Origin of the sequence: Nocardia sp. CA-107356 (assembly GCF_050946365.1) — a bacterium.
Taxonomy (GTDB): domain Bacteria; phylum Actinomycetota; class Actinomycetes; order Mycobacteriales; family Mycobacteriaceae; genus Nocardia.
Map to the genome: position 1 here is coordinate 9,543,273 of NZ_CP191992.1, position 25,788 is coordinate 9,569,060.

A 25,788-nucleotide genomic window follows, 5' to 3' on the forward strand; every position below is an offset into this window, starting at 1 on the left:
GACAGAAACCGGTCCCCGCCACCCATCAGGTCTGTGACTGCCCCGGCTCCGTCGGCGGCTTCGGCTCGGGCTCGGGTGCCGCCTCCGGTGCGGGCCGGTCGGTCGGCACCGCATTCTTCGCGGCTTCCTTACCCTTCTCGATCTTGTCGGAGTACTTGTGGCCGGTCTTCTCGTCGATGAAATTGCCAGCCTTGTCGACCGCTTCGTTTATCTTGTCGGCGTTCTTGGCCGCCGCTTCCTTTCCCTTGCCGACGAGGCCTTTCAGGGTGTCCGCAAGACTCATGCCTTCATTCCTTCCTGTCGACGAACGAGGTACTCACTCCACATCCTCCCACCAGGAATCCCGGGTCGGCACGCTGTTGGGGTCGACGCGCTGTCCCGGCATCGGCACCGCGACCGAGGTACCGGCCGCCGTGGCCGCCTCGACCATCCTGCGCACCGGCTCCGACCATCCGTGGAAGGCCAGATTGAAGGTCGCCCAGTGGATGGGCACCAGCAGCCCGTGCCCCGAATCGCCGACACTCAGATCGGCGTGCGCCCGCACCGCCTCCTCCGGATTCATATGCACATCCGGCCATGCCTCGTCGTAGGCCCCGATCGGCAATAGCGTCAGATCGAACGGGCCGAGCGCGGTACCGGCCTCGGCGAACGCCTTGGTATATCCGGTGTCACCGCCGAAATACACCCGGCGGGTCGGGCCGACAATGGACCAGGACGCCCACAGCGTGGTGTTGCGAACCAGTCCGCGGCCGGAAAAGTGCCGCGCCTCGGTACAGGTGAGCGTCAGATCGGTGCCATCGCGCTCCCGCCCCAGCGAGGCGAGGGAAACCGAACCACCCCAATCCAATTCGATGATCCGATGCTCGGGCACACCCCAGTGGCGCAGATGCGCTCCGATGCCGATCGGCACCAGAAAGGGCGCGGCCTGACCGAGCACCAACTGGCGGATGGTGGCCTTGTCCAGATGGTCGTAGTGATCGTGCGAGATGAGCACCGCGTCCACCGGCGGCAACTCCGACAGCGGCGTCGGCACCGGATGCAGCCGGGCCGGACCGACCAGCGCGGACGGCGAAACCCGTTCGCTCCATACCGGATCGGTGAGAATCCGGTACCCGTCCACCTCGATCAAGGCCGACGCGTGCCCGTACCAGGTGACCGCGAGATCGGCGGCCTCGGTCGGCACCTCGGGAGTCGCCAACGGAACCGCGGCGCGCGGACGACCCGCATTGCGCCGGGTCAGCGCCGAAAACAGTAGGGACGGAGCCGCACCCGAGACGAACTGGGTGCTCGGCTCGGTGTTGTGGAACTGCCGATTGCGGTAGCTCACCGCGCCGGTGGCGTAGGGCTGGATGGCGTTGATCGATGCGCCGATCGCGGAGGGGATATCCCAGGCCGCGCGCACCACCCAGGTGATACCGACCGCACCAGCGGCCACCCCGATAAGTTTCCCGAATTTCATCATCGCCCCACGAATCTCGCCGCACGCTTCTCTTGTCTGGCCAATCGCCCCTCCTGGGCGTCTTGGCTGGTCCACGCCGCCGAGAGCGCCGCACGCTGCTGTGTGGTCTCCGGGTCACGGGTGCCGTCGTCGTTGAGTACCAGCTTCATATGACGTAGTGACAGCGGGGCGAGTTGGGCAATGGATTTTGCCCAGGCCTGCGCATCGGCCAGCGTGCCGAGCCGGTTGGCGAAGCCGAAGGAGTACGCGTCGGCGGCCGATACCTGTTCCGCACCGAGCAGTATGGTCCGGGCCGGACTGCCACCGATCAGCGATGCCAGCCGCCGCACGGTCCAACGGTCAACGGTAATGCCGAGCTTGGCGGCCGGGATGGCGATATAGGCGTCGGGTTCGATGACCCGCAGGTCCGAGGCCAGTGCGATCTGCACGCCCGCACCGAACGCCGCGCCATTGATCGCCGCGATCACCGGGACCGGCACGGATTCGATGGTGTGCAGCATGTCGAGCAGGGTCGCGAGGAATTCGTCCGAGTAGACACCGGATAGGTCCGCGCCCGCACTGAAGATCGGGCCCCGACCGGTGAGCACGATCACCCGGGCATCCTCGGCCGCGGTCGACACCGCATCGCGTAACCGCGAGACGAGTTCGATATTCAGCGCGTTACGCCGCTCCTCGCGCTGTAGTTCGATGGTGACGACGTCGCCATCGCGGCTAACTCCGAGCATGCATCCTCCCCAACTGACCGGTTCGAGTGGTTACATCAACTCTGCCACAGTTGGCGGCACATACCGACCAAGCCGATACGATCTCGGCTTATGCCGACAGACTTCTCCATCCTGGTGATCGGCGCTGGTCAGGCGGGGCTGTCGGCCGGGTACCACCTGCAGCGTCTCGGATTGCGCCCTGAACAGGACTTCCTCATCGTCGATCACGCGCCGGGACCCGGTGGGGCCTGGCAGTTTCGGTGGCCATCACTGACCTTGACCACCGTCAATCGGGTACACGACCTCCCTGGCATGTCATTCGCCGAGACTTTGCCGCCAGATTCCGATTCCGTTCCCGCGGCGACAGCGGTGCCGCGCTACTACGAGCTGTACGAGAAGCGGTTCGATCTGCGGGTCCGCCGACCGGTTTCGGTGAGCGTGGTCTGCGACCGCAATGCGGACGGAACCCCTTGTGCCGCGGGGCCGGACCTCGCGGCAGGCCGGGGCACGACGCTTAATGTCGAGACCGATGCCGCGTACACCATCCGAGCGCGCGGCCTGATCAACGGCACCGGCACCTGGGAGCATCCCTTTATTCCGCGCTATCCGGGCGCCGAGATCTTCACCGGACGACAGCTGCATACCCACGATTACCGCACCGCCGATGAATTCGCGGACAAGCATGTCGTTGTGGTCGGCGGTGGTGTGTCGGCGGTCCAACTGCTCGATGAAATCTCGCAGGTCACCACCACCACATGGGTGACACGGCGGGAACCGGTGTTCCGCGATGCGCCATTCGCCGAGGACGACGGCCGCGCCGCCGTCGCCATCGTGGAGGACCGGGTGCGGCGCGGGCTGCCACCGGGTTCGGTGGTCTCGGTCACCGGACTGCGGCTCGACGATCGGCTGCGCGCCGCACAGGCCCGTGGTGCGCTGGTGCGGCACCCGATGTACGCCAGCATCGAACCGGATGGGGTGCGCTGGGCCGACGGCTCGTTCCAGCGCGCCGATGTGATCCTGTGGGCGACCGGATTCCGCAGTTCCCTGGACCATTTGGCCCCGCTACGCCTGCGCGGCCCCGGCGGTGGCATCACCATGACCGGTCGCCTCGCCACCCAGGTCGCGGTGGATCCGCGCATCCATTTGATCGGTTACGGCCCCTCCGCGAGCACTATCGGCGCGAATCGGGCCGGGCGTGCTGCCGCTCAGGAACTCACCGAATACCTGGGGTTGCAATAAGGCGAGGGCTACAACCCCATGGTGAAGGTGGCCGGATCGGGACCGATGCGGGATCCGCTGTTCAGCGCGTTGACGGCGGCCATCTGTTCGCGGGTGAGTTCGAATCCGAAGACGTCGAAGTTGGCCGCGATACGCGACGGGGTGACCGACTTCGGGATCACGATGATGCCCAGCTGCAGATGCCAGCGGATGATCACCTGGGCCGGGGTGCGGCCGAGCTCATTGGCGATGGCGACGACGGTGTGATCGTCGAGCAGCGTGCCCTGGCCGAGCGGACTCCACGCCTCGGTGGCGATGGCGTTCGCATCGTGGAAGGCGCGCAGCTCGCGCTGCGCCAGCCGGGGATGCAGTTCGATCTGGTTGACCGCCGGGACCTCGCCGGTCTCGCCGATGAGGCGCTCGAGGTCGGCGACATTGAAGTTCGAGACACCGATCGAGCGGATCCGGCCGTGCGCCTTCAATGTCTGAAACGCCTTGAAGGTCTCCACGAAGCGATCGGCCTGCGCCACCGGCCAGTGGATGAGGTAGAGATCGAGGTAGTCCAGGCCGAGCCGGGCCATGCTGACGTCGAAGGCGCGCAGTGTGGAGTCGTAGCCCTGTTCGGAATTCCACAGCTTGGTGGTGACATAGATCTCATCGCGCGGCAGCCCGGATTCCCGGATGGCGCGGCCGGTGCCCTCCTCGTTGCCGTAGATCGCGGCGGTGTCGATGCTGCGATAGCCCGCCTCCAGTGCGGCGGTGACGACCGGGTAGACGTCATCGGCTGGAACTTGGAACACACCGAAGCCGAGTTGCGGGATCACGTTCCCGTCGTTCAGCACGATCGAGGGGATGGTGCAGGTCTCGCTTCTGAAGGTCACAATCCGACCGTAGAAGTGCCGCGGCAAGTCGTCAACGAATACCGCCAGCGTGTTGACCACCGGTTTGCTGAACGGAGCACCATTTTCGCTGCTTATCGGGGCTGGGTCAGGGTTCGGGTAGGCCGAGGCGGCGGTAGCGGGTGTGACGCGATGCGCGCAGTTCGTCCAGCGGTCGGGCGCGCAGGCCGGTCAGCTCGTCGGCGATGGCGGCGACCATGCGGCGGGCGAAGTCGACCGGTTCGTCGGCGGCGTCCGGAAACTCCGGGACGATGCGATCGACCACACCGTCGACAAGGAGATCGGCGGCCCGTATGCCCTGGGCTTCTGCCAGCTCAGGGGCGTGGGCGATATCGCGGTAGACGATCGCGCTGGCGCCCTCGGGCGGCAGCGGCGCGAGCCAGCCGTGGGTGGCGGCCAGGACGCGATCGGCCGGGAGCAGGGCCAGTGCGCCACCACCGGTGCCCTGACCGAGCAGGATCGAGATGGTCGGGGTGTCCAGAGTCACCAGATCCGCTATGCAGCGCGCGATTTCAGGTGCGAGCCCGCGCTCCTCGGCCTCCTTCGACAGGGCGGCGCCAACCGTATCGATCACCAGCACCAGCGGCAGCCGCAACTCCTGAGCAAGCGCCATACTGCGTCGTGCCTCCCGCAGCGCGGCGGGTCCCATGGTGTGTTCGCCCTGCTGGCCGGAGCGGTCGTGGCCGAAGACCACACACGGCTGTCCGCGGAAACGGGCCAGCGCGTGCACGATCGTGCGATCGGATTCGCCCTGACCGGTGCCGCTGAGCGGAACCCGTTGCGTCACATGGCGCAATAGATCACGGATACCCGGCCTGCCGGGACGACGCGAGATCCGCACCGAATCCCAGGCCGGGACAGCGTCATTCGCCTCCCGATCAGCCGAGGCCACCCGCGAGCCGCCGGTGAGCCCGCGCACCGGTGCGGCCCAACCGGGTTCCGTCGCAACCGAATCCGGGACACCGCTCAATACGCTCAAGGCGCGATGCGCGATCCGACGGAACACGGGCACCGGCACAACCCCATCGATCACACCGCTGTGGTACAGATTCTCCGCGACCTGCACGCCCTCCGGAAAATCCCTGCCGTACAACGCTTTATAGACGCGTGGACCGAGAAATCCGATCAGCGCACCGGGTTCGGCGAAGGTGATATGCCCCAGCGAACCCCAGGATGCGAAGACGCCGCCCATGGTGGGATTGCGCAGATAGACCAGATAAGGATGCCCGGCCGCCTTGTGCACCGCGACCGCGCCCGCGATCTTGACCATCTGCACGAAAGCGACTGTGCCCTCCTGCATCCTGGTGCCACCCGAGGTCGGCGATGCCACCAGGGGCAAACCGAGTTCGGTGGCGCGCTCGACGGCCGCGACGATCCGCTCCGCCGCGGCCACGCCGATCGAACCGGCCAGAAACCCGAACTCGCACGCGATTACGGCCACGCGACGACCGCGCAGCAGACCTTCACCGGTGAGTACGGACTCATCGGTCCCGGCCGCCACCGCGGCCTTACGCAGATCCTCGCGGTACCGCGGGGACCCGGCCACCGTTACCGGTGGCCGGTCCCAGCTGATATACGAGTCCGAATCGAGCAGTTGCCCGAGCAGCTCCCGCGCGGAAATCCTCACCGAGCGAGCTTAGCCACCGGCTTCGCACATGCTCAGTAACCCTGCATGACCTTGCGTAGCGCATATTCGGTGAGCGAAACCAGCGCCTGCTTGGCGGGCTCCCGACGGCGGGCGTCGATGGACAGGATCGGCACATCCGCAGGCACCGCGAGGGCCTGACGGATGTCCTCGATCGGATACCGCGGTGCGTCGTCGAATTCGTTGAGCGCCACCAGGAACGGTAGGTTGCGCGCCTCGAAGTAGTCGACGGCGGCGAAGCTGTCCTCGAGTCTGCGGGTGTCGACCAGCACCACCGCGCCGATGGCGCCGCGGATCAGGTCGTCCCACATGAACCAGAATCGATACTGGCCCGGCGTGCCGAACAAGTACAACACCAGATCGTCGGCGAGACTGATCCGGCCGAAGTCCATCGCCACCGTGGTGGTCGACTTCATCGGAATGCCGGTCAGATTGTCGATTCCGGTGCTGGCATTGGTCACCAATGCCTCGGTGCGCAGCGGAACGATCTCCGAGACGGCACCCACCAACGTGGTCTTACCGACACCGAAGCCGCCAGCGACCACGATCTTTGCCGAAGTTGGTTTGCTGGTGCGGGTATCGACCTGTGCCGTCGAATCAAATACGCCGGAGTCCACTGAGAACCCTTTCGATCAGCTCGCGACGTTCATCGTCGCTGGAATCGTCTTTCAAAGTCGCCGAAACTCGCACATGCCCGGCCTCGATGAGGTCGGCCACGAGCACGCGGGCCACCCCGATGGGGATACCCAAACGCGCCGCTACTTCAGCAACGGACGGCGATTCTCTGCACAACTCCACGATGGACGTCTCGATGTTGGTCAGTTCGAACTGCCGCTCCAGGGCGACCGGATGCGATGCGACAAGTGCCTCCAACGCCAACTCGACCGCGGGCCTGGTACGGCCCGCAGTCAAGGAGTATGGGCGAACGAGACTCGGCTCGGCGCTCCCCATGCGGTGATCGTCTATATCCATCCCACCATCAGGAACCCATCGTGACGCGTGGCGTGGCCTGCACCGTCTGACCCACACGCTCGACCAACAAGGCCATTTCGTAGCCGACCTGGCCGATATCGCAGGACGTATTGGTCAGCACCGCGAGATACGAGCCGTCGCCGACTGCCATGAGTAGCAGGTAGCCGTGCTCCATCTCGACCACCGACTGCAACACGGTGCCGCCTTCGAACAGGTTCGAGACGCCCACTGAGAGGCTGGCCAGCCCAGCGGTGACCGCCGAGAGCTGTTCGGCACGGTCCACCGGCAGCTGCGCGCTCGCCGCCATGAGTAGGCCGTCAGCCGAGACCAGGACAGCATGAGCTACGCCAGGAACCTCGTTGGCGAAGTTCGAAACCAGCCAATCCAGCTGACGATTCGTACCACCTAGATCGGGGTTCATCGGTCTCCTTTATCTCCGGTTAGGTTCATTGCCTTCATTGCGCGGCCATCCCGGACGCCCTGCTGGTGACGACTCAAGCTGGACCTGATCGTTTCTGGATCGCGACGCGCCGTGCGATCAGCGTTGCCGTTGACACCGCCGGGGACCAGCCTCCCGCCCGGATTGCGTTGCGGCAACCCGGCAGCCGTCTTTATTTCGCTCTGGGCCTCACTCGCGCGGCGGGCCGCCTGCCATCCTTCGTCACCCGGTGATTCGAACGAGGCGGCCACTTGGGACCGGTCCGCATTCGGATCGGAGAGCCACGCCGACATCATTTCGGCGAAGATCGGGGTGCCGCCCATCACAGAATCAGAATCGACCGCTGGCTGCAACCTGGTCTGGAAGAACGACGCCGCCTTCTCCGGATCCGGCTTGAAGCTGTGCCGCCCCGGATCGCGCGGTGCGGTCGAGGTTCCGCCCTCGGAGACCGCGGACAACTCGCCGCTCGCCGCGGGCTGGGTCAAACCGCGATCCCGCCGCGGCAGAGCGACACCCGGTGGGACTTCCCGGCGCGGCAGTGCGGTCGCACCCGGCTCACGCTGGGGCAGACCGATCACGCCCGGCTCCCGCTGCGGGAGACCGTCGCGAGACGGCAGGCTATCGCGGGACGGCAGGCTATCGCGGGACGGTAAGCCATCGCGAGACGGCAGGCCATCGCGAGACGGCAAGCCATCGCGCTGCGGCAGACCGCTCGGCGGCTGCGCACCCGACTGCCGCTGCGGCAGACCGGTCGGCGCCTCACGCTGCGGCAGATTCGCCGCGGGCGATTGACGCTGCGGCAGACCGGTCGCACCGGCCTCCCGCTGGGGCAAACCGCCCAAAGCAGAATCACGCTGGGGCAAACCGCCCAAAGCAGCATCACGCTGCGGCAGACCCGAACCAGCATCACGCTGCGGCAGACCCGAACCGGTGTCCCGCGGCGGCAGACCCGAACCGGTGTCCCGCGGCGGGAGACCGGTCAGACCCGACTCACGCTGCGGTAGACCACCGGACGCCGAATCACGCTGCGGCAAACCGTTCGAGCCGGTATCCCGCTGCGGCAGACCACCCAGAGCCGAATCACGCTGCGGCAGACCACCGGAAGCGGGGTCCCGCTGCGGTAGACCCGAACCGGCATCACGCTGCGGCAGACCGCTCAGTCCGGATTCCCGCTGTGGCAGGCCACCGGACGCCGAATCACGCTGCGGCAAACCGCTGGCTCCGGCATCACGCTGCGGCAAACCGTTCGGCGTCTCGCGCTGCGGCAGATTCGCCGCGGGCGACTGACGCTGCGGCAGACCGGTCGCACCGGGCTCGCGCTGGGGCAAACCACCCGAAGCCGAATCACGCTGCGGCAGGCCCGAACCGGTGTCGCGCGACGGGAGACCGTTCAGTCCCGAATCACGCTGCGGTAGACCCGAACCGGCATCACGCTGCGGTAGGCCGGAACCCGTATCGCGCGGCGGCACACCACCCGCGCCCGGTTCCCGCTGCGGCAACCCGTTCAAACCCGACGAACGCTGCGGCAGACCACCACCAGCGCCCTCGCGCTGCGGCGCACCATTGCTGCCCGGCTGACGCTGCGGCAGACCGCCACCGGCCGGACCGCCCTCGGGCTGCGGCACACCATTCGTGCCGGGCTGACGCTGCGGCAGACCACCTGTCTCCCGACCGCCGCCCCCCAACGAATCGCTGCGCGATGGTGTACTCAGATTCCGTGGCGGCAGACCGCCACCGGAGATGGTCGGCTCGGCGCCCGGCCGGTTCGGCGGTGGACCGCCGGGAGTGACATTGCGCTTGGGCAGGCTCGCCGCGGCGAGCTTGCCGCGCTGCGGACCACTCGGCGCCTGCCCGGACGCGGGACGCAGGGTCGAATTCGATTGCGCCGAATCCTGACGCAGCCCCGCGGACGGAGAGGACATGGTCGAGCCGGGCGAACGCTGCGGGAGACCGCCTGCCGCCGGAATCGGCCCGCTGCTCGCGGACGGCGCCGGACTGCTGACCGGAATCGGGCCGCTGACACCGGGATCGACGGTGACCATGACATTGCCGCCCGGCGTCCTGGTGATCGCCCGTGTCTGCATCGCCGACTGAGTCGACGGCCGCTGCTGCCCACCGGCGGAGACCTGCGGCGCCGCCTGCGGCATCGCGGTGGTCTGTCCCTGTCCGAGCACGATGAGTTTCATCGGAACGTGCACGGTGACCGTGACGCCGGGATCTCTGGCGGTGTCGAAGGTCGGACGTAGCCGCACGGTGAGCCCGTGCCGTTCGGCCAGTCGGCCGACCACGAAAAGACCCATGTGTCGGGCGGTATCCGGCCCCGGCTCGGCGGTCTGCTCGAGCCGCCGGTTGATATCGGCCATCTCGGCAGGCGGCATACCGATGCCGCGGTCCGCGACCTCGATGAGCATGCCCTGGTCGTGGCCCTGCGCGAAGGTGAACTTCACATCGGTCTCCGGCGGCGAGGCGCGTAGCGCGTTGTCCAGCAGCTCGGCGAACAGATGTGCCATATCCGAGGCGGCCGGCTCGACCAGCGAACCACGCGGTGTCGCACCGAGCTTCACCCGCTCGTAGTCCTCGACCTCGGAGATCGCCGCACGCAGCACGTCCGCGATCTCGACCGGCGCGGACTTGCTGCGCCGTTGCCTGGTACCCGCGAGGATCAGCAGGTTGTCGCCGTTACGGCGCATACGAGCCGCGAGATGGTCCAGCCGGAACAGGTTTTCCAGCAGGCGGGGATCCTTCTCGTCGTACTCCATCGCCTCGATCAAGCTGAGCTGGTGATCGACGAGCGACTTGGAACGCCGGGCCAGGGTTTCGAACATGTCATTGACCTGGGCACGCATCTGCGCCTGGTCACTGGCCAAACGCAGGGCCTGGCCGTGGATGTCGTCGACGGCGCGGGCCAGCTGACCGATCTCCTCGGTGCTGCGGATCGGCATCGGCTCCAGCGGCACATCCTCGGGGGATGCGCCGTTGCGCAGCTGGGCGACCTCGTGTGGCAGATCACTCTCCGCCACTCGCAACGCCGCCAACCGCAGCCGGTGCAGCGGCACGATCATCGAGCGCGCGACGAAGACCGCGAGCAGCAGCGCGGCGAGAATCGTCGCGATGACGACCGCGGTGTAGGTCCACGCATCGGTATTGGCCGTGGACACCAGCGAGTTCATCGCCGTGTCGATGTCCTTGGTCGACTTGTTGACCACGCGCTCGTAGACATCGAGGCTGCCCGTGAGCGAGTTCTTCAGATCACCGACCGGGATCTTGCCGGACTGTGCCTCCGGGCTGGTCAGCAGCGAGATCCGGTTATCGATACCGGCCCGCAGGTCGGCGATCGAGGAATCGGCATCCGCGAAGCGGTGGGCGAGCACGTTGAGCATCGCCCGCTCGGTATTGGCTGCCGTGAGCGCACTCTGCACACCGGTCGCCGAACCGCGCAGCACCTCGGGGAATGCGGCGACCTCGCCGACCAGCGCGGCACGGGTGTTCAGCGAGTCGACCAGCCGGAGCTTCGCCTGTTCGATCGCCTGGTCGCTGACCTGGCCGACCGTGGCCTCGACGATGCGCACACTGTCATTGCGGACCTTGTCGATCATCCCGATGACTTCGGCCGGTGTCTGCGTCGTGACGTTCTTGCCCTGCGCGCGCACGGCCTTGGCCTGGGTGATCATGCTGTCCAGCGCCGCACGTGCGCCCGCGACCCCGTCGACCTTGCCGACCGACTGCTCGGCATCGGCGATGACCTTGTCGAGGTCGGCCAGGTTCTTGTCGGACACAATCGACACACCGGGCATGATCGAAATCATCTGCGAGCCCGCTGTCGTCGCCGTCTGCGCACTCAGCGCGGTGACGGCCGGAATCGCCTCGATGTTCGCGGCGGCGGCGTCCAGGCGGTTCGCGGCGGCGAACTCATTGGTAATCCTGGACACGCCGAGCCCAACCGCGACTGCCAGCGGAACGGCCAGGACCGCCGTAACCTTCCAGCGCAGGTCCCAGTTGCCGAGCGCCCAGCGTTTGCTGCCGGACCTTGCGGCGTCACGCATCTCCCACTCACTTTCCAAACTGGCCCCAACCACGTGCCATCAGCGAACCTAGACAATCGCATGCTGGCTCGACAGGCAGAGCTGGCCGAGGAACTGCGGCTGGCCGAGAAATTGCGTCTACGACGGCCCAAATAAGTGACATCAGATTCTAACGGATCAATAACAGCTTGGGTGACGTTGAGTATAGCTACGGGCCTTGACCTGCCGATAGTCGGCAAAACCAAAGGTCGCGGCACCCACCCGGGCGTCGCGTGAAGTCTGCCACAATCGTGCTGATCTATCGAGGCGGGCATCGAGGCGAGGCTAGGGAGCACGAGTTTGAGCACAGCATCGGGCAGCGATTCGACGGGGGGTGGTCGGGCGACGAGTGGGCGGAACGAGTACCGGCCGACCTATCAGACCAGCTTGGTCGATCCCGCTGAGTTCTGGGCCGAGGCGGCTGAGGCGATCGACTGGGAGATCCCGCCAACCCAGATCGTCGACACCACGGCACGCGCGATGGCCAGGTGGTTTCCGGATGCTCGCCTCAATACCTCCTTCAACGCCCTCGACCGACATGTGCACGGTGGTGCCGCGCCGGACGAGGTGAGCCGGGCCGATCAGCCCGCCCTAATATACGACTCCGCTATGACCGGCACCAGAGGCGTTTTCACCTACGCCGAACTGCTTGCGAAGGTTGCCGAGTTCGCCGGTGCGATGGTCCGTTTGGGGGTCGCGACGGGTGACCGCGTCGTCATCTACCTGCCGATGATCCCGGAGGCCGTGATCGCCATGCTGGCCTGCGCCCGCATCGGCGCGGTGCATTCGGTGGTCTTCGGCGGCTTCGCCGCACCCGAGCTCGCGGCCCGCATCGACGATGCCGAGCCTGTGCTCATCGTCACAGCCTCTGGCGGCTTGGAGCCGGGCCGAACGGTCGACTATCCGCCGATCGTGCTGCATGCATTGGACCTCGCCGAGACCAACGCGCCACGTCACGTGATCGTGAAGCAGCGCCCACAGTTCCCGACGATCCACTTCCCCGCCCCGCAGCCCGCCACCGAATCACTGCCGAGTTCCAGCCAGACCGTCGCGGCGCAATGGCTCGATTGGGACGACGCCGTCCGAGATGCGCCATCCGCCGATCCGGTGCCGGTCGCCGCGACCGATCCGCTCTACATCCTCTACACCTCGGGTACCACCGGGAAGCCGAAGGGCGTGGTCCGGGACAACGGCGGACATGCGGTTGCGCTGGCCTGGTCGATGCGCAATATCTACGACGTCGGTCCCGGCCAGGTGATGTGGGCGGCCTCCGATGTCGGCTGGGTCGTCGGACACTCCTACATCGTGTACGCGCCACTGCTGGTCGGCGCGACAACTCTGCTCTACGAGGGCAAACCGGTCGGAACTCCGGATGCGGGTGCTTACTGGCGGGTGGTCGCCGAGCACAACGTCCGGGTGCTGTTCACGGCGCCGACCGCGCTGCGCGCCATCCGCAAAGCCGATCCGGACGCGGCGCTGGCGCGCGCCCACGACCTGTCCGGTATGCGTGCGCTGTTCTGCGCCGGGGAACGCCTCGATCCGGCCACCTACGAGTGGGCCAGCGAGATATTGCTCGCCGACCGGACGGACTGCCCGGTGGTCGACCACTGGTGGCAGACCGAGACCGGCTGGCCGATCTGCGCGAATCTGCTCGGCCTCCAGCAGCTTCCGATCAAGGCGGGCTCGGCGTCGGTGCCGGTCCCCGGCTATCGACTGCGGGTGCTCGACGCCGAGGGCAATCCGGTAGCGCCGGGCACCGAAGGCAATATCGTCATCGGGCTACCACTGCCGCCCGGCACGCTGACCGGCCTATGGCGCGACGAAGAACGCTTCCAACGGTCCTATATGTCGGCCTTTCCAGGCCACTACCTCACCGGCGACTCCGGATATTTCGACGAGGACGGATACCTGTTCGTACTCGGCCGCAGCGATGACGTGATCAATATGGCCGGACACCGGCTCTCGGCGGGCAGCATCGAGGCCGCCATCGCCGGGCATGCCGCGGTCGCCGAATGCGCGGTGATCGGGCTCCCCGACGAGCTCAAGGGCCAGCGGCCGATCGCGTACGTGGTGCTCAAATCCGGCGTCGACATCGATCCGGACCGCCTGCGGGAGGAACTGATCGCACGGGTGCGCGAACAGATCGGCGCGATCGCCACGCTGCACGACGCGGTCATCGTCTCCGCACTGCCCAAGACCAGATCCGGCAAGATCCTGCGCAAGACGATCCGTCAGATCACCGCGGGCGACCCCTACGAGGTGCCATCCACCATCGAAGATCCCTCGGTGCTCGCCGCACTGGAAGTGCAGATCCAGGCCAGTCGCCCGCAGGATCCGGGTCCGGAAGCCGTCGCCTCCAACGGCGATCCCGTTGTGCCGTCATAACTTTGCGACGCCGCGGCGTTTCACCCCTTAGGGAATCCTCAGGGATAGCTCACACATGTGCCAGCGCGGCGCAATAGCGTCTAGGGCGCTGGACCCCCACAGCACCTCTCGAAGACGCAGCACCCTCAAAGATCTGGAGGCACACCATGAAGCTCTTCCGCAGTCGCCCGGCCGTCGCCGCTCTCGCCGCGGGCGCAACGGCCAGTGTGGCCATGTTGCTCTCCCCGGCCATCGCGGCCGCGGATCCGATGACACTGGCCGGGCCGCTGCTGAACTCCGACTGCACCTTCGCGCAGGTCGATGCGGCGCTGCACGCCAAGGCTCCGCAACTGGCGGCGATGCTCGACGCCAACCCGACCCAGAAGGCCGAACTGCAGCGCAAGTTCGACCAGCCGGTCGAACAGCGGCGCGCCGAACTGCAGGCCGCCATCGACGCGAACCCCGACGCCGCGAAGGACGCCGAGAACGACCAGCGCTCAGGCAGTCTCGCCGAGACGATCCGCACAGTCGCCGAGTCCTGCCACAACTACTGACGGCTTCCGACACGCCGAGTGACTCCCCGGATGCCGATCGGCCGACCGGTTCGGCAAGACATCGGTGACGCGTCGGGTGCGCCCGATGGTCCCGGGGCATCCGACGCGGGAACGGTACGCAAACATAGCGGCACCTGCTGGTATGCACGAGCATCCGGGGAGGCGGGGAGCAGAATGAACGATGTGACCAACGAGCGCAATGCGAACCCGACCGTCCTCGTCGTCGACGATGACGAGGATGTGCTCGCCTCGGTCGAGCGCGGGCTGCGCCTGTCCGGCTTTCAGGTGCGGGTGGCCCGGGACGGCGCCGAGGCACTGCGCAGCGTGACCGAGCAGGCGCCGGATGCGGTCGTGCTCGATATGAATATGCCGGTGCTCGACGGTGCGGGCGTGGTGACGGCATTGCGCGCCCTCGGCAATGACGTCCCGATCTGTGTGCTCAGTGCCCGCGCCTCCGTCGACGACCGGATCTCCGGACTGGAATCCGGCGCCGACGACTATCTGACCAAACCGTTCGTCCTAGCCGAATTGGTGGCGCGGATCAAAGCACTGCTGCGCCGCCGCTCGGACGTCCCCGCTCCGGTCACCCCCGGTGCGATCGCCGTAGGGCCGCTCGAGGTCGATGTCGCCGGATACCGCGCACTGCTCGACGGACGCGAAATCGAGCTCACCAAGCGTGAATTCGAGCTGCTGTCCACTCTGGCGCGCAATGTGGGCGTGGTGCTGAGCCGCGAGCGGCTACTGGAATTGGTGTGGGGCTACGACTTTGCCGCCGATACCAATGTCGTAGATGTCTTCGTCGGGTATCTGCGGCGCAAGCTGGAGGTGGAGGGCACGCCGCGGCTGCTGCATACGGTCCGCGGTGTCGGATTCGTACTGCGAGCGCCCAAGTGAGCTCGCGATGACCTCAGAGTCTCAGCTATCCTCCAGCACAACGACTCCCACCACACCGCGGCGGCGCACGTTCTCGCTGCGCACCCGGGTGGCCGGAGCAGCCGCGGTCGGGGCGATCATCATCGTCACGATCATCGGTGTGCTCTCCTCGCAGGCCATCGAGCGCAACAATCTGGCCCAGACCGATCAGCAACTGACCATCGCATCGCGACTGGTGCTCATCGATTCGGTGCTGGCCGTCGGCGTCCTCGGTTTGGTCGGTCCGACCTACGACATGGCGGTGACGGTCCGCGATAACAACACGATCGTGGCGAGCACACCGATCCGTCTACCCGAACAGCCGATCGGATCGCATTCCGTGACCGTGAACGGCACCCCGTTCCGCGTGCTGACCACCACCGAGAACCAGCCGGCGGGACGGGTTGTCTCCCTGGGCATTCCAGCCACCGAGGCGGCGCGCGCAACTGCCGAGCAACAGCGCTGGGTCCTGGCCGGAGCCGGTTTGGCGATCGCCACCGCGGCCGCACTCGGCTGGCTGCTCGCGGGCCGCGCGGTGCGTCCGATCGTCGATCTCACCCGACAGGTCGGCACGCGCAGCGGCTATCGCGATCCGGACAACCCACAGGCTCCGGTCGACGGATCCGGAGTCAGAGAGGCGGAGAAGCTCGCCGAGGCGGTGAACACCCTGCTGCAGCGGGTGGATCAGGCGCAGAGCGAAACCGCCGCCGCGCTGGAGACCGCGCGGGATTTCGCGGCCGTATCTGCACATGAATTGCGCACGCCGCTCACCGCGATGCGCACCGATCTGGAGGTGTTGCGCACCCTCGACCTGGACGAGGCTCAGCGCGCCGAAATCCTCGCCGACGTGCAGCGCAGCCAGGGCCGCGTCGAAACCACCTTGGCCGCATTGGAACGTCTGGCTTCGGGCGATCTCACACATGAGCGCGATCACGTCGATACCGACGTCGGCGACCTGTGCGATCAAGCCGCACACGATGCCATGCGGCACTTCCCCGGACTGACCGTACGCATCGATACCGATGCCGAGCTGATCACCCGCGGCCTGCCCGCGGGACTGCGCCTTGCCGTGGACAACGCACTGGCGAACTCGGTCAAACACGGTGGCGCGACCGAGGCAGTGGTCTCCGCGCACCGGATTCCCAACGGCCACATACTGATCACCGTCGACGACAACGGCCACGGCATCCCCGTCGAGGAACGCAGTGCCGTCTTCGAACGGTTCTTCCGCGGCAGTCGGGCCAGTAAGGGCGGATCCGGTCTCGGCCTCGCCCTCGTCGCCCAGCAGGCCCAACTACACGGCGGCCGAGCCTTTTTCGATGACAGTCCACTCGGTGGCGTGCGCTTGGTGCTGGATCTGCCGGAACGCCGGACCAACGTCTGACCGAACCGGGAAACGAGAACCGGCCCGGGATGCCGGCGACAACTATTGCCGCTTCGCACTTCCCGGGCCGGTTCGCCGAGTCGATGCCCTACTTCGGGGGCGCAGTGACCTTGACCGGCTTACCCCACGCCGACAGCGTCACCTTGATGGTGCCCGGATCCCGCTTGACAACCGCCTGAACCAGATTCGGGCCGGTGCCGGGCGAGGCGGCCTGCGACGGCAGTGCCGATGCCGAACCCGACGGCGGCGCGACATCCGCGATCCACAGGGTGATCGGGAAGGTACCGGCCGGGTCGCCCGACTTGGGCACGATGGGATCGATCACCGAGGAGTCGATAGTTCCGGAGATCTTCACGGTGTCGGTGCCATCGAGCTTTTCCCGACCCTCCACCTTCGGGTTCTTCACCTGGGCGATGAGGTTGGCCAGACCCTTGTCCTTGTCGAGGATTACGCCCGGGTCGTAGATCTGTTCGGCCGGACCCACTTTGGCGTAGGCGGAGGAACCACCGGTCTGCGCGTACATGACCTTGTCGACGACCAGGAACTTGGCCTGGATGAAGTCGGCCTCGGGCTTGGTCCTGACCTTCGCCTCACCGATGGCCTGACCGGCGCCCTGCGGCTGGTTGGTCACATCCGCCGACACGGTCTCGACCGGGAGGCTGGTGAGATTGTCCACCTTCAGATTCAGGTGCACGGCCTGCAGAGTCTGGGTGGTTCTGGCGGACTCCTGCACGATCTGCGCCGCATCGGGCAGTTGGCCCGAAGGCGGCGCGGACGAAGTGGTGGACTTCGAGTCGGAGCTGGAGCTGCAACCCGTCACCAGTGCCGCGAACATCGACGCCGCGACCACGGCGGGCACGAGTCCCGGTCGGCGAAGCCGGATTCGGTGCGAGGTGCGTGCTCGCGCTGTCAGATCACTCAATGTTCTGCCCCCAGAAGAGTGCGAGGTCGATACGACCCGGTGGTTTGACGGGGACAGCTGGTGCTGCCGCCCGGTGTAGTGCAGCATTTTGCCCCGCCAGATTAGCCTGTCCCGCAGGCCAACTCGACCCGGTTCGCAAGGCGAAGTCCAGGCGAACCGCGCATGCTGCGGGTGCCGACGTTACCCTTGGTTCGGTCTTCTCGCAGAGATCGGGGGGAATCCGACGCGAAAGTTACCGGGTTAAGGGATTGTTTGGTGAGATGTAAGGCGCTGGAAGCACGATGCTGTCATGAACACTCGAGCAACGCGTGCGACTTCGGGGGGACATCCGGTACGCCGGGTGATGCGCCCCCGCGCCTGTCCGCGATACACGCCATAACCCCGGGGCCGAGAACGGCCACCGAACCGCGGATCAGACACGGAGGAATGCGATGACGAACAGCCGGCCAGAAGCGGAGGAGCGGGACTTCCGTCGACCGCCCGGCCCGCCTCCTGGTGGCCCGCAAATCTCAAATGTGTGGGTTTACAACGGAAAAGCCTACGATCTGAGCGACTGGATATCCAAGCATCCCGGCGGGGAGTTCTTCATCGGGCGAACGAAAAATCGCGATATCACCTCCATCATCGGGTCCTACCATCGTGATCCGGAACGCATCGGACGAATGCTCGAGCGGTATGCGCTCGGCCGCGACGCATTGCCCGAGGACATCCATCCGAAGAACAATGCACCGGATTTCCTGTTCAAAGAAGGCTTCGACAGCTGGCAGGACACCCCGAAGTACCGATTCGACAATAAAGACGATCTGCTGCACAAGGTGAAGGCTCGCCTGAAAGAGCCGCAGCTGGCCGCGCGCTTGCGGCGCATGGACACGATCTTCAACATCGTGGTCGCGGTGCTGGCTGTCGCGTACTTCGCGGTACAGGGTCTGCGCCTGTTCGAGCGCAGCTGGATGCCGTTGCCGGTCTTCGTGATCGCGATGGTGCTGCTGCGCAGTTCGCTGGCCGGATTCGGCCACTACGCGATCCATCGGGCGCAGAAGGGCCTCAACAAGATCTATACGAATGCCTTCGATTTGAACTACGTGGCACTGGCTTTCGTCACCGCGGATGGACACGCGCTGCTGCACCACCCGCATACCCAGAGTGAAGTCGATATCAAGAAGAACGTCTTCACCATGATGATGCGGGTGCCCCGGTTGTACCGAGTGCCTATTCACACCATCCACAAGTTCGGGCACACGGTGACCGGTATGACGATTCGACTGCTCGATGTCTGCCGACTCACTCGAAAAGTCGGCATCAAGGACATGTACGGGACGTGGGGCGGAGCGCTGCCACACTTCATCGGATCGTTCGGGGTGCGCGCACTACTGCTCGGCGAGTTGGTGGTATTCACCCTCGCGGGCGATTTCTGGGCCTGGGCACTGCAATTCGTTATGACACTGTGGATCAGCACCTTCCTGGTCGTCGCGAGCCATGATTTCGAGGTGGAGACCGAGGAACTCCCGGCTCCCGATACCGAGGACTGGGCGGTCAACCAAATCGAGCAGGCCTACGACCTCCAGGTGATCGGAAACCGTTATGTCGATTGCTTTCTCGCGGCAGGTCTGAGTTCACACCGCGTACATCACGTCCTGCCGTTCCAGCGCAGCGGATTCGCCAATATCGCCACCGAGGACGTATTGCGTGAGGAGTCGGCGAAATTCGGTGTCGAGTGGCTTCCAGCGAAGAGCTTCTTCACCGATCGGTTCCCGAAACTCTGCCGCACATACCTTTTGGCGCCTTCGCACGAAGCGGAGGAGCGGAAGTGGGGCTTCCTCCGCGAGCATTGTGCGCCCGCGGCGTTGAAGACCTGCGCGGTCTACACGGTTCAGGGGTTCACCGGCATCGGCACGGTCTGAACCGATTCCGCTGACCGATCGACCGATCGAGCCGCATTCCGACGGCGGCGCCGATCACCATTTCATAAGAACGGGGAGAATTTCGTGTCTATCACCATCGATGAGGGACCGTCGGCGGCTCGCCAGGGGAACGAGCACGGCCACAACCTCGCCGAGCACGGGCTGCCGCCGGCGCCACCGACCACGGTCGGCGTGATCGAGAGCATCGCGACCGGTGCACCGAGTCGGCTCGTGGATCAAGACGACGCCGCCGACCGGGTCGCCGAGCTGTTCACCGATCCGCGGCAGCGGGCACGGATCTCACGGATCTACCAGAAGACCAAGATCGACACCCGTCGCATGGTCGTCGATCCGCTCGACCCCGAATTCCTGCCGTTCAGTAGGGATCCCGGCACGATCCGGGACCGGATGAACCTGTACTACCGGCACGCGGTGCCGCTGGCGGTCGATGTCGCCGGGCGGGCACTCGCCGGTCTCGACGACGCGGCGGCGGAAATCGGGTTGCTCGTCTTCGTGACCAGCACCGGTTTCATCGCCCCCGGAGTCGACGTCGCCATGGTGAAGCAGCTCGGTCTGTCGCCGACGGTGGGCCGGGTGGTGGTGAACTTCATGGGATGTGCGGCCGCTATGAACGGTATTCGCACCGCCGTGGATTACGTTCGGGCGCATCCGGATAAGAAGGCGATGGTGGTGTGCATCGAGCTCAGCTCGGTGAACGCCGTCTTCGACGACAATGTCAACGATGTGATCATCCACAGCCTGTTCGGGGACGGGTGCGGGGCGGTCGTCATCGGCGCGGGTCAGGTCCAACAGCCGCTGGCACCCGGCAAAGTGGTGATCCGAGACAGCTTCAGCCAGCTCTTCGACGGCGCCGAGGACGGCATCGTGCTCGGCGTCAACCACAACGGCATCACCTGTGAGCTGTCGGAGAATCTGCCCGAGTACATCTACAGCGGGGTCGATCCCGTTGTCACCGACGTCTTGCGACGCAATGGATTGCGGAAGTCCGATGTCGATCTGTGGGCGATCCATCCAGGTGGGCCCAAGATCATCGAGGAGTCCGTGCATTCACTGGGAATCGCGCCGGAGCGGGCGGCGCTGAGCTGGGATGTCCTTGCCAGGTTCGGCAATATGCTGAGCGTATCGCTGATCTTCGTGCTGGAACAAATGATTCAGCAGGCAGAGACGGCGAAGCCGATCTCGACCGGTGTGGCGTTCTCCTTCGCGCCGGGGGTCACCCTCGAAGGCATGATCTTCGACGTCATTCGCCGGTAACGCACCGGTCTCAGGGAGCGCAGCAACCATGCAACTCATCCGATTCCTCATCTCGATCTCCTGGATGCGGATCGCGGCCGTCATCGCCGCGGGCCTCATCTGCGGTGCGGCCAACACCTATCTGGTGACACTCATCCGGGGTGTCGTATCGCCGGAACCGCATCCGAACGTCAACCTGCAGAGCTTCGCCATGACGGGACTGGTCATTCTGATCAGTGGCGTGGCATCGCAGGTGCTGCTGATCCACCTCGCCCAGGACGCGATCTACCGGCTGCGTGCGGATTTGAGTTCCGGGATCGTCTCGGCCCCGCTCGAGCATTTGGAACGGCTCGGCATGCATCGCCTGATGGCGACGCTGACCGAGGATGTGCGCTCGCTCTCGCAAGCGGTGACCGCCATCCCGAGCATCTGCATCGATGTGGCCACCATCGTCGGCTGCTTCGTCTTCCTCTTGGTGGTCTCGGGTCCGCTGTTCGCGGTCACCGTGGCGGGCACGCTGCTCGGGATCGCCTGTGTCGAGCTGATTCTCGGGCGGGTGCGCAAAATCTATCGCGAGGCGCGCGAGAACGAGGACGCGCTATTGCGGTCGTACCAGGCCGTGACGCTCGGCATCAAAGAGTTGAAGCTGCATCGCGGGCGGCGCCGGGACTTCATGGATCGGCATCTGCTCGGTTCGGCCGCGACACTGCGCGCGCAGAACGTGGATGCCGGATCCAAATTCTCGGTGGCGCAAGGATTCGGGCAGGCGTTGCAGCTCACCACGATGGCGCTGATCCTGTTCGTACTCGTCGCACCGCTCGATCTGTCGCGCGATGTCATGGTCGGCTACGTCCTGGTGACGACGTTCCTGGCGATGCCGATGCAGAATTTCATGCACCGCATTCCGGACCTGCTGCGCGGTGATGTGGCGCTGGCGAAGATCCGCGCCATGAACCTGTCCATGGAGACCATGCACAACGAGGAGCAGTTGCCGTTCACCGAGCGTCCCGCCGTCGGCGAGGCGCGGCTGGCGCTGACGAATGTGAGCTACAGCTACCGGATGGAACCGCCACCGCCGTTTCCGCCTCGTCCGGGTGCGCCCGCTCCCGGCGCGCCGCCACCGGGTCCCGGCGGACCGGGTCGGGGCGCGCATCCGCCCGGCCGTGGTCCACGCCCCGGCGGGCCGCGACCGGATGTCAACGGCCATCGATTCGTCGACCACAGCGGGCACGACAACCGCCCGGTACCTCTCGGGCCGCCACCGGAGGCTGGCAACGGCGGGTCCGGATTCCGACTCGGCCCGCTCGACCTGGTCTTCGAACCCGGGCAGATCACCTTCATCGTCGGCGGTAACGGCAGCGGCAAATCCACACTGGCCAAGCTCATCACGGGCCTGTACGTGCCGCAGTCCGGGACGCTGTCACTCAATGGCGAGCCGATCGACCACCAGAACATCGAATGGTTCCGGCAGAACTCCTCGGCCATCTTCACCGACTTCCACCTGTTCGAGGAGTACCTGGGCTTCGATCGGCCCGGACTCGACGGTGCAGTGCGCCGCCATCTCGAACAGTTGCAGATCGCGGACAAGGTGACGGTGCAGGACGGGCGGTTGTCCACCATCGATCTGTCCCAAGGCCAGCGCAAACGGCTCGCGCTGTTGACCGCCCTGCTCGAGGATCGGCAGATCTATGTCTTCGACGAGTGGGCCGCCGATCAGGAGCCCAAGTTCCGCGACGTCTTCTATCGGGAGATCCTCGTCGACCTCCAGAAGCGCGGGAAGACCGTCATCGTGATCACCCACGACGACCGGTATTTCGACTGCGCCGACCAGCTGGTCAAGCTCGATTTCGGCCGAATGGTCGATGTGACACCGATCGAGGAGCGCACCGGCCTCGAGCTTTCGTGACCCGAATTCACCTACGGCCCTTACCGAACTCTCACAGTTGGGCCAGTTATGAGGCCACTGCGGACCTCTAGGGTCTGCAGGTGTGACTGAGCGTAGCGAAGGAACCAAAGACACAGCATCGCCGGTCACGGCGGAGCCGAGCGCCAGCGAGGCGCAGTCGTGATCGGAAATCGCGCCCGCTGGGCCCTGCTCGCCGTTGCCGTTCTCATCGCCGGGGCGCTCGGGAGCGCCGTCACCGCTTGCACCCGATCATCGAGTTCACCGAGCGGTATCGCATTGGTGAACGCCGATACCGGGCCAACTGGTGCTCGCATCGCACAGGGTCTGCAGCAGGAGGGCGGCGGTTACGAGTGGACCGTCGGCAAACCCGGTGACATCAATCCCGACGACTATGCGGCGGTGATCACCCTGCCCGCCGATCTGACCGAATCCATGGGCACGCTGGCCAGCGCGCAGCCGAAACGGGCGAAGGTCACGGTGGATACGCACAAGGGCGCCGATGCGGACCTGGTGAACGGCGCGGTGAATACCGTGACGCATCGGGTCGGTGCGGCCGGAGTCGACGCCGCCCTTGCCGCGGTCGCGCAGGTGCGTACGCAGATGACCTCGGTGCAGTTCACCACCCAGCTGCTCAATGCCGGGGTGAATGCCGCAGCCGCCGGTGCCGATCAGTTCAGCTCGGGAGCGGATCAGCTGCTCGGCTTTCTCAACTTCGCCAAAGAGGGTTCGGCCCAGCTGACTTCGGCCATCGCGATACTGAACCAGACCGTATCCGGCGCGGCCGCGCAGGCGAATCAGCTTGCCTCGGCGCTGGATTCGACGGGCGTCACAATCGGACAGGTGCAGCAGACCGCGAGCACGGTCAGCGGCGGCCTGGACCAGATCCTGCTGCTGCTGCGCGCGCTCCCGTTCGCGGGCGATCCACGGCTTGCCGACATCATCACGAAACTCGAAGGGTTGCGTAATGTTTCGGGGCAGGCCGGATCGCAACTCGACGGCCTCGGCGACCTGGTCGGCGGCGCTGTCGACCCGAACACCGATCTCGGCACCCTGCTACGCACCGTGGTCGACCGATTGAGCAGTGCCAGTGCGCAATTGAACAAGGGTGCCGAACTCGCCGAGGGCCTACCCCAGCTGGCCGACCAGGGTGGCGCTCAATTGGTCAGCGCCATAAGCCAACTCACCGGCGGCGTCACCCAGCTCCAGCAGATCGTGACCAACCTCAGCACCCAAACCGATAAGGCCGTGGCAGCCCTGCCTCAGCGCAGCGCCAGCCAGCAGTCCACCCTCGCCTTGGCACTCACCGATCCGGTCGAGGTCGTCCGCAACTGAGTCGCACGGGGCATCCGTCGGGACGGCGGTGGCGGGACCCAACCCTCGCCCCGTCCCGGGGACGCAGAAACCTAGCCATCGGTGCGCGGCAGGTGAAATGACCGCGGCCCGCGCTCCACGGAAGTGGAACACGGGCCGCGGTAAGCGGTTTCGCCTAGTTGACGTTCAGTAGGTCGATCACGAAGACCAGGGTCTTGCCCGAGAGGTGATGGCCGGCACCGGCCGGGCCGTAGGCCAGCTCCGGCGGAATGGTCAGCTGGCGGCGGCCGCCGACCTTCATGCCCGGAATGCCGTCCTGCCAGCCCTGGATCAGGCCGCGTAGCGGGAAGCTGATGGACTCGCCACGCTTCCAGGACGAGTCGAACTCCTCGCCGCTGTCGAATTCCACGCCTACGTAGTGCACCTCGACGATGCCGCCCGGCACCGCTTCCTTACCCTCACCGACGGTGAGATCCTTGATCACCAGCTCGGTGGGCGCGGGGCCCTCCTGGAATTCGATCTCCGGCTTGGTCATTCGGCTATCCCCTCTGATAGGTGACGGTGAAATTGGACGGAAAAACTAACGCCCGATGATCTCGTGGTAGTCGCGGTGACCGTAACCGGTGTAGATCTGGCGCGGACGGCCGATCTTCAACGGCTCACTGTGCATTTCACGCCAGTGCGCGATCCAGCCCGGCAGTCGGCCCATCGCGAACAGCACGGTGAACATGCGGGTCGGGAAGCCCATGGCCTTGTAGATGACGCCGGTGTAGAAGTCGACGTTCGGGTACAGCTGACGCGAGATGAAGTACTCGTCGGTGAGCGCGGCCTCTTCGAGAGACTTTGCGATATCGAACAATTCGTCATCGCCGCCGAGCTTGGACAGGATCGCATCGGCGTGCTTCTTGGCGATCGAGGCGCGCGGGTCGTAGTTGCGGTAGACGCGGTGCCCGAAGCCCATGAGCTTCACGCCGTCTTCCTTATTCTTGACCTTGCGGATGAATTCCTTGACGTTGCCGCCGTCGGCCTTGATGCCGTCCAGCATTTCCAGTACGGCCTGGTTGGCGCCGCCGTGCAGCGGGCCCCACAGCGCGTTGATACCGCCGGAGACGGAGGTGAACAGGTTGGCGTCCGAGGAGCCGACCAGGCGCACGGTCGAGGTGGAGCAGTTCTGCTCGTGATCGGCGTGCAGGATGAGCAGCATGTCCAGTGCGGCGGCGATCTCCGGGTCGACCTCATAGGGTTCGGCCGGGAAGCCGAAGGTCATCCGCAGGAAGTTTTCCACCAGGCTCAGCGAGTTGTCCGGGTAGAGGAAGGGCTGACCGACCGACTTCTTGTACGAGTAGGCCGCGATGGTGGGCAGCTTGGCCAGTAGTCGGATGGTGGATAGCTCGACCTGTTCGGGATCGCGCGGGTCGAGCGAGTCCTGGTAGTACGCCGAGAGCGCGTTCACCGCGGAAGAGAGCACCGGCATCGGGTGCGCGTTGCGCGGGAAGCCGTCGAAGAACCGCTTGAGGTCCTCGTGCAGCAGGGTGTGGCGGCGGATCCGATCGGTGAACTCGTCCAGCTGCGCCTGGGTCGGCAGCTCGCCGTAGATCAGCAGGTAGCTGACCTCGATGAAGGTCGAGGACTCTGCGAGCTGGTCGATCGGGTAGCCGCGGTAGCGCAGGATGCCCGCTTCGCCGTCGATATAGGTGATCGCCGACTTGGTGGGGGCGGTATTCATGAAACCGGGGTCGTAGGTCACGTACCCGGTACTGGCCAGCATTTTGCCGAGGTCGACGCCGTCATTGCCTTCGGAGGCTTCGGCGATCGTCATCGCGTATTCGCCGCCGGGGTACGTCAGCACCGGCTTGGCGTCGTTGATGTGTTTTTCGGGCACG

General features: G+C 65.8%; 21 protein-coding genes. 9 read left to right on the plus strand and 12 right to left on the minus strand.

Annotated elements, in window-relative coordinates; all coding sequences use genetic code 11:
* Positions 1-25 precede the first annotated feature (25 nt).
* From ACQP1G_RS42870 to ACQP1G_RS42880, 3 genes are read right to left on the minus strand one after another with little or no spacing between them, the layout of a single operon-like run.
* Positions 26-283 carry an antitoxin gene (locus tag ACQP1G_RS42870; RefSeq protein WP_433195961.1) on the minus strand — a complete coding sequence of 86 codons (258 nt, stop codon included), beginning with the start codon at positions 281-283 and terminating at the stop codon, positions 26-28.
* 33 nt (positions 284-316) lie between these two features.
* Positions 317-1,459, minus strand: a complete 1,143-nt coding sequence (locus ACQP1G_RS42875) for an MBL fold metallo-hydrolase (RefSeq protein WP_433209305.1) — start codon at positions 1,457-1,459, stop codon at positions 317-319.
* Complete coding sequence (locus ACQP1G_RS42880) at positions 1,459-2,184, minus strand: enoyl-CoA hydratase (protein WP_433195963.1); 726 nt, start codon at positions 2,182-2,184, stop codon at positions 1,459-1,461. Before ACQP1G_RS42880 ends, ACQP1G_RS42875 begins: the two co-directional genes overlap by 1 nt.
* A 90-nt stretch (positions 2,185-2,274) precedes the next feature.
* On the opposite strand from ACQP1G_RS42880, the gene ACQP1G_RS42885 reads away from it, so the two are divergent.
* Positions 2,275-3,402 carry an NAD(P)-binding domain-containing protein gene (locus ACQP1G_RS42885; RefSeq protein ID WP_433195965.1) on the plus strand — a complete coding sequence of 376 codons (1,128 nt, stop codon included), beginning with the start codon at positions 2,275-2,277 and terminating at the stop codon, positions 3,400-3,402.
* Positions 3,403-3,410: 8 nt separating this feature from the next.
* Here the strand turns inward: ACQP1G_RS42885 and ACQP1G_RS42890 are convergent, their stop codons facing one another.
* From ACQP1G_RS42890 to ACQP1G_RS42915, 6 genes are all read right to left on the minus strand, one after another.
* Positions 3,411-4,262 (minus strand): aldo/keto reductase, encoded by an 852-nt coding sequence (locus tag ACQP1G_RS42890; RefSeq protein ID WP_433195967.1) that lies wholly within the window; start codon positions 4,260-4,262, stop codon positions 3,411-3,413.
* 106 nt (positions 4,263-4,368) lie between these two features.
* Positions 4,369-5,907, minus strand: a complete 1,539-nt coding sequence (locus ACQP1G_RS42895) for a carboxyl transferase domain-containing protein (RefSeq protein WP_433195969.1) — start codon at positions 5,905-5,907, stop codon at positions 4,369-4,371.
* A gap of 32 nt (positions 5,908-5,939) precedes the next feature.
* Positions 5,940-6,542, minus strand: a complete 603-nt coding sequence (locus tag ACQP1G_RS42900; RefSeq protein WP_174414979.1) for a GTP-binding protein — start codon at positions 6,540-6,542, stop codon at positions 5,940-5,942.
* Entirely contained in the window at positions 6,523-6,897 is a 375-nt protein-coding gene (locus ACQP1G_RS42905) for a DUF742 domain-containing protein (RefSeq protein ID WP_040686485.1), read from the minus strand. The genes ACQP1G_RS42900 and ACQP1G_RS42905 overlap by 20 nt, the downstream gene beginning before the upstream one ends.
* Before the next feature lie 7 nt (positions 6,898-6,904).
* Positions 6,905-7,318 carry a roadblock/LC7 domain-containing protein gene (locus ACQP1G_RS42910; protein ID WP_011207200.1) on the minus strand — a complete coding sequence of 138 codons (414 nt, stop codon included), beginning with the start codon at positions 7,316-7,318 and terminating at the stop codon, positions 6,905-6,907.
* Positions 7,315-11,379, minus strand: a complete 4,065-nt coding sequence (locus tag ACQP1G_RS42915; protein WP_433195971.1) for an ATP-binding protein — start codon at positions 11,377-11,379, stop codon at positions 7,315-7,317. The genes ACQP1G_RS42910 and ACQP1G_RS42915 overlap by 4 nt, the downstream gene beginning before the upstream one ends.
* 405 nt (positions 11,380-11,784) lie before the next feature.
* Between ACQP1G_RS42915 and ACQP1G_RS42920 the strand changes: the two genes are divergently transcribed.
* From ACQP1G_RS42920 to ACQP1G_RS42935, 4 genes are all read left to right on the plus strand, one after another.
* Positions 11,785-13,782: an AMP-binding protein gene (locus tag ACQP1G_RS42920; protein WP_433209308.1), complete on the plus strand. Its 1,998-nt coding sequence runs from the start codon at positions 11,785-11,787 to the stop codon at positions 13,780-13,782.
* Between the two features lie 146 nt (positions 13,783-13,928).
* A complete protein-coding gene (locus ACQP1G_RS42925; protein WP_433195973.1) occupies positions 13,929-14,315 on the plus strand; it encodes a hemophore-related protein in 387 nt (128 codons plus the stop codon).
* Positions 14,316-14,489: 174 nt separating this feature from the next.
* On the plus strand, positions 14,490-15,209 hold the full coding sequence (locus tag ACQP1G_RS42930) for a response regulator transcription factor (protein WP_433195975.1): 720 nt from the start codon (positions 14,490-14,492) through the stop codon (positions 15,207-15,209).
* A gap of 7 nt (positions 15,210-15,216) precedes the next feature.
* Positions 15,217-16,611: a sensor histidine kinase gene (locus tag ACQP1G_RS42935; protein WP_433195977.1), complete on the plus strand. Its 1,395-nt coding sequence runs from the start codon at positions 15,217-15,219 to the stop codon at positions 16,609-16,611.
* An 88-nt stretch (positions 16,612-16,699) separates the two neighbouring features.
* Here ACQP1G_RS42935 and ACQP1G_RS42940 read toward each other — a convergent pair whose 3' ends face one another.
* Positions 16,700-17,533 carry an LppX_LprAFG lipoprotein gene (locus ACQP1G_RS42940; RefSeq protein WP_433195979.1) on the minus strand — a complete coding sequence of 278 codons (834 nt, stop codon included), beginning with the start codon at positions 17,531-17,533 and terminating at the stop codon, positions 16,700-16,702.
* A gap of 431 nt (positions 17,534-17,964) precedes the next feature.
* Here ACQP1G_RS42940 and ACQP1G_RS42945 point away from each other — a divergent pair, with 431 nt between their 5' ends.
* The 4 genes from ACQP1G_RS42945 to ACQP1G_RS42960 all read left to right on the plus strand — a co-directional run bounded on the left by ACQP1G_RS42945 (position 17,965) and on the right by ACQP1G_RS42960 (position 23,926).
* Positions 17,965-19,434 (plus strand): cytochrome b5 domain-containing protein, encoded by a 1,470-nt coding sequence (locus ACQP1G_RS42945; protein WP_433195981.1) that lies wholly within the window; start codon positions 17,965-17,967, stop codon positions 19,432-19,434.
* A 90-nt stretch (positions 19,435-19,524) separates the two neighbouring features.
* The gene (locus ACQP1G_RS42950) at positions 19,525-20,709 is read left to right on the plus strand and encodes a type III polyketide synthase (protein WP_433209311.1); all 1,185 of its coding nucleotides are present in this window, start codon (positions 19,525-19,527) and stop codon (positions 20,707-20,709) included.
* 28 nt (positions 20,710-20,737) lie between these two features.
* Positions 20,738-22,594 (plus strand): ATP-binding cassette domain-containing protein, encoded by a 1,857-nt coding sequence (locus ACQP1G_RS42955; protein ID WP_433195983.1) that lies wholly within the window; start codon positions 20,738-20,740, stop codon positions 22,592-22,594.
* A 159-nt stretch (positions 22,595-22,753) separates the two neighbouring features.
* Entirely contained in the window at positions 22,754-23,926 is a 1,173-nt protein-coding gene (locus tag ACQP1G_RS42960) for a hypothetical protein (protein WP_433195985.1), read from the plus strand.
* A 154-nt stretch (positions 23,927-24,080) separates the two neighbouring features.
* On the opposite strand, the gene ACQP1G_RS42965 is transcribed toward ACQP1G_RS42960, so the two are convergent.
* On the minus strand, positions 24,081-24,440 hold the full coding sequence (locus ACQP1G_RS42965; RefSeq protein ID WP_433195987.1) for an FKBP-type peptidyl-prolyl cis-trans isomerase: 360 nt from the start codon (positions 24,438-24,440) through the stop codon (positions 24,081-24,083).
* A 45-nt stretch (positions 24,441-24,485) separates the two neighbouring features.
* Positions 24,486-25,787: a citrate synthase gene (locus ACQP1G_RS42970; protein WP_433195989.1), complete on the minus strand. Its 1,302-nt coding sequence runs from the start codon at positions 25,785-25,787 to the stop codon at positions 24,486-24,488.
* Position 25,788 lies beyond the last annotated feature (1 nt).

What these genes read in the sequence shown, in the direction of transcription:
- ACQP1G_RS42965 (WP_433195987.1), bottom strand. Translation starts at nt 24,440, where the DNA reads ATGACCAAGCCGGAGATCGAATTCCAGGAGGGCCCCGCGCCCACCGAG.
- ACQP1G_RS42885 (WP_433195965.1), top strand. Translation starts at nt 2,275, where the DNA reads ATGCCGACAGACTTCTCCATCCTGGTGATCGGCGCTGGTCAGGCGGGG.
- ACQP1G_RS42870 (WP_433195961.1), bottom strand. Translation starts at nt 283, where the DNA reads ATGAGTCTTGCGGACACCCTGAAAGGCCTCGTCGGCAAGGGAAAGGAA.
- ACQP1G_RS42935 (WP_433195977.1), top strand. Translation starts at nt 15,217, where the DNA reads ATGACCTCAGAGTCTCAGCTATCCTCCAGCACAACGACTCCCACCACA.
- ACQP1G_RS42880 (WP_433195963.1), bottom strand. Translation starts at nt 2,184, where the DNA reads ATGCTCGGAGTTAGCCGCGATGGCGACGTCGTCACCATCGAACTACAG.
- ACQP1G_RS42905 (WP_040686485.1), bottom strand. Translation starts at nt 6,897, where the DNA reads ATGGATATAGACGATCACCGCATGGGGAGCGCCGAGCCGAGTCTCGTT.
- ACQP1G_RS42955 (WP_433195983.1), top strand. Translation starts at nt 20,738, where the DNA reads ATGCAACTCATCCGATTCCTCATCTCGATCTCCTGGATGCGGATCGCG.
- ACQP1G_RS42875 (WP_433209305.1), bottom strand. Translation starts at nt 1,459, where the DNA reads ATGAAATTCGGGAAACTTATCGGGGTGGCCGCTGGTGCGGTCGGTATC.
- ACQP1G_RS42915 (WP_433195971.1), bottom strand. Translation starts at nt 11,379, where the DNA reads ATGCGTGACGCCGCAAGGTCCGGCAGCAAACGCTGGGCGCTCGGCAAC.
- ACQP1G_RS42925 (WP_433195973.1), top strand. Translation starts at nt 13,929, where the DNA reads ATGAAGCTCTTCCGCAGTCGCCCGGCCGTCGCCGCTCTCGCCGCGGGC.
- ACQP1G_RS42910 (WP_011207200.1), bottom strand. Translation starts at nt 7,318, where the DNA reads ATGAACCCCGATCTAGGTGGTACGAATCGTCAGCTGGATTGGCTGGTT.
- ACQP1G_RS42930 (WP_433195975.1), top strand. Translation starts at nt 14,490, where the DNA reads ATGAACGATGTGACCAACGAGCGCAATGCGAACCCGACCGTCCTCGTC.
- ACQP1G_RS42945 (WP_433195981.1), top strand. Translation starts at nt 17,965, where the DNA reads ATGACGAACAGCCGGCCAGAAGCGGAGGAGCGGGACTTCCGTCGACCG.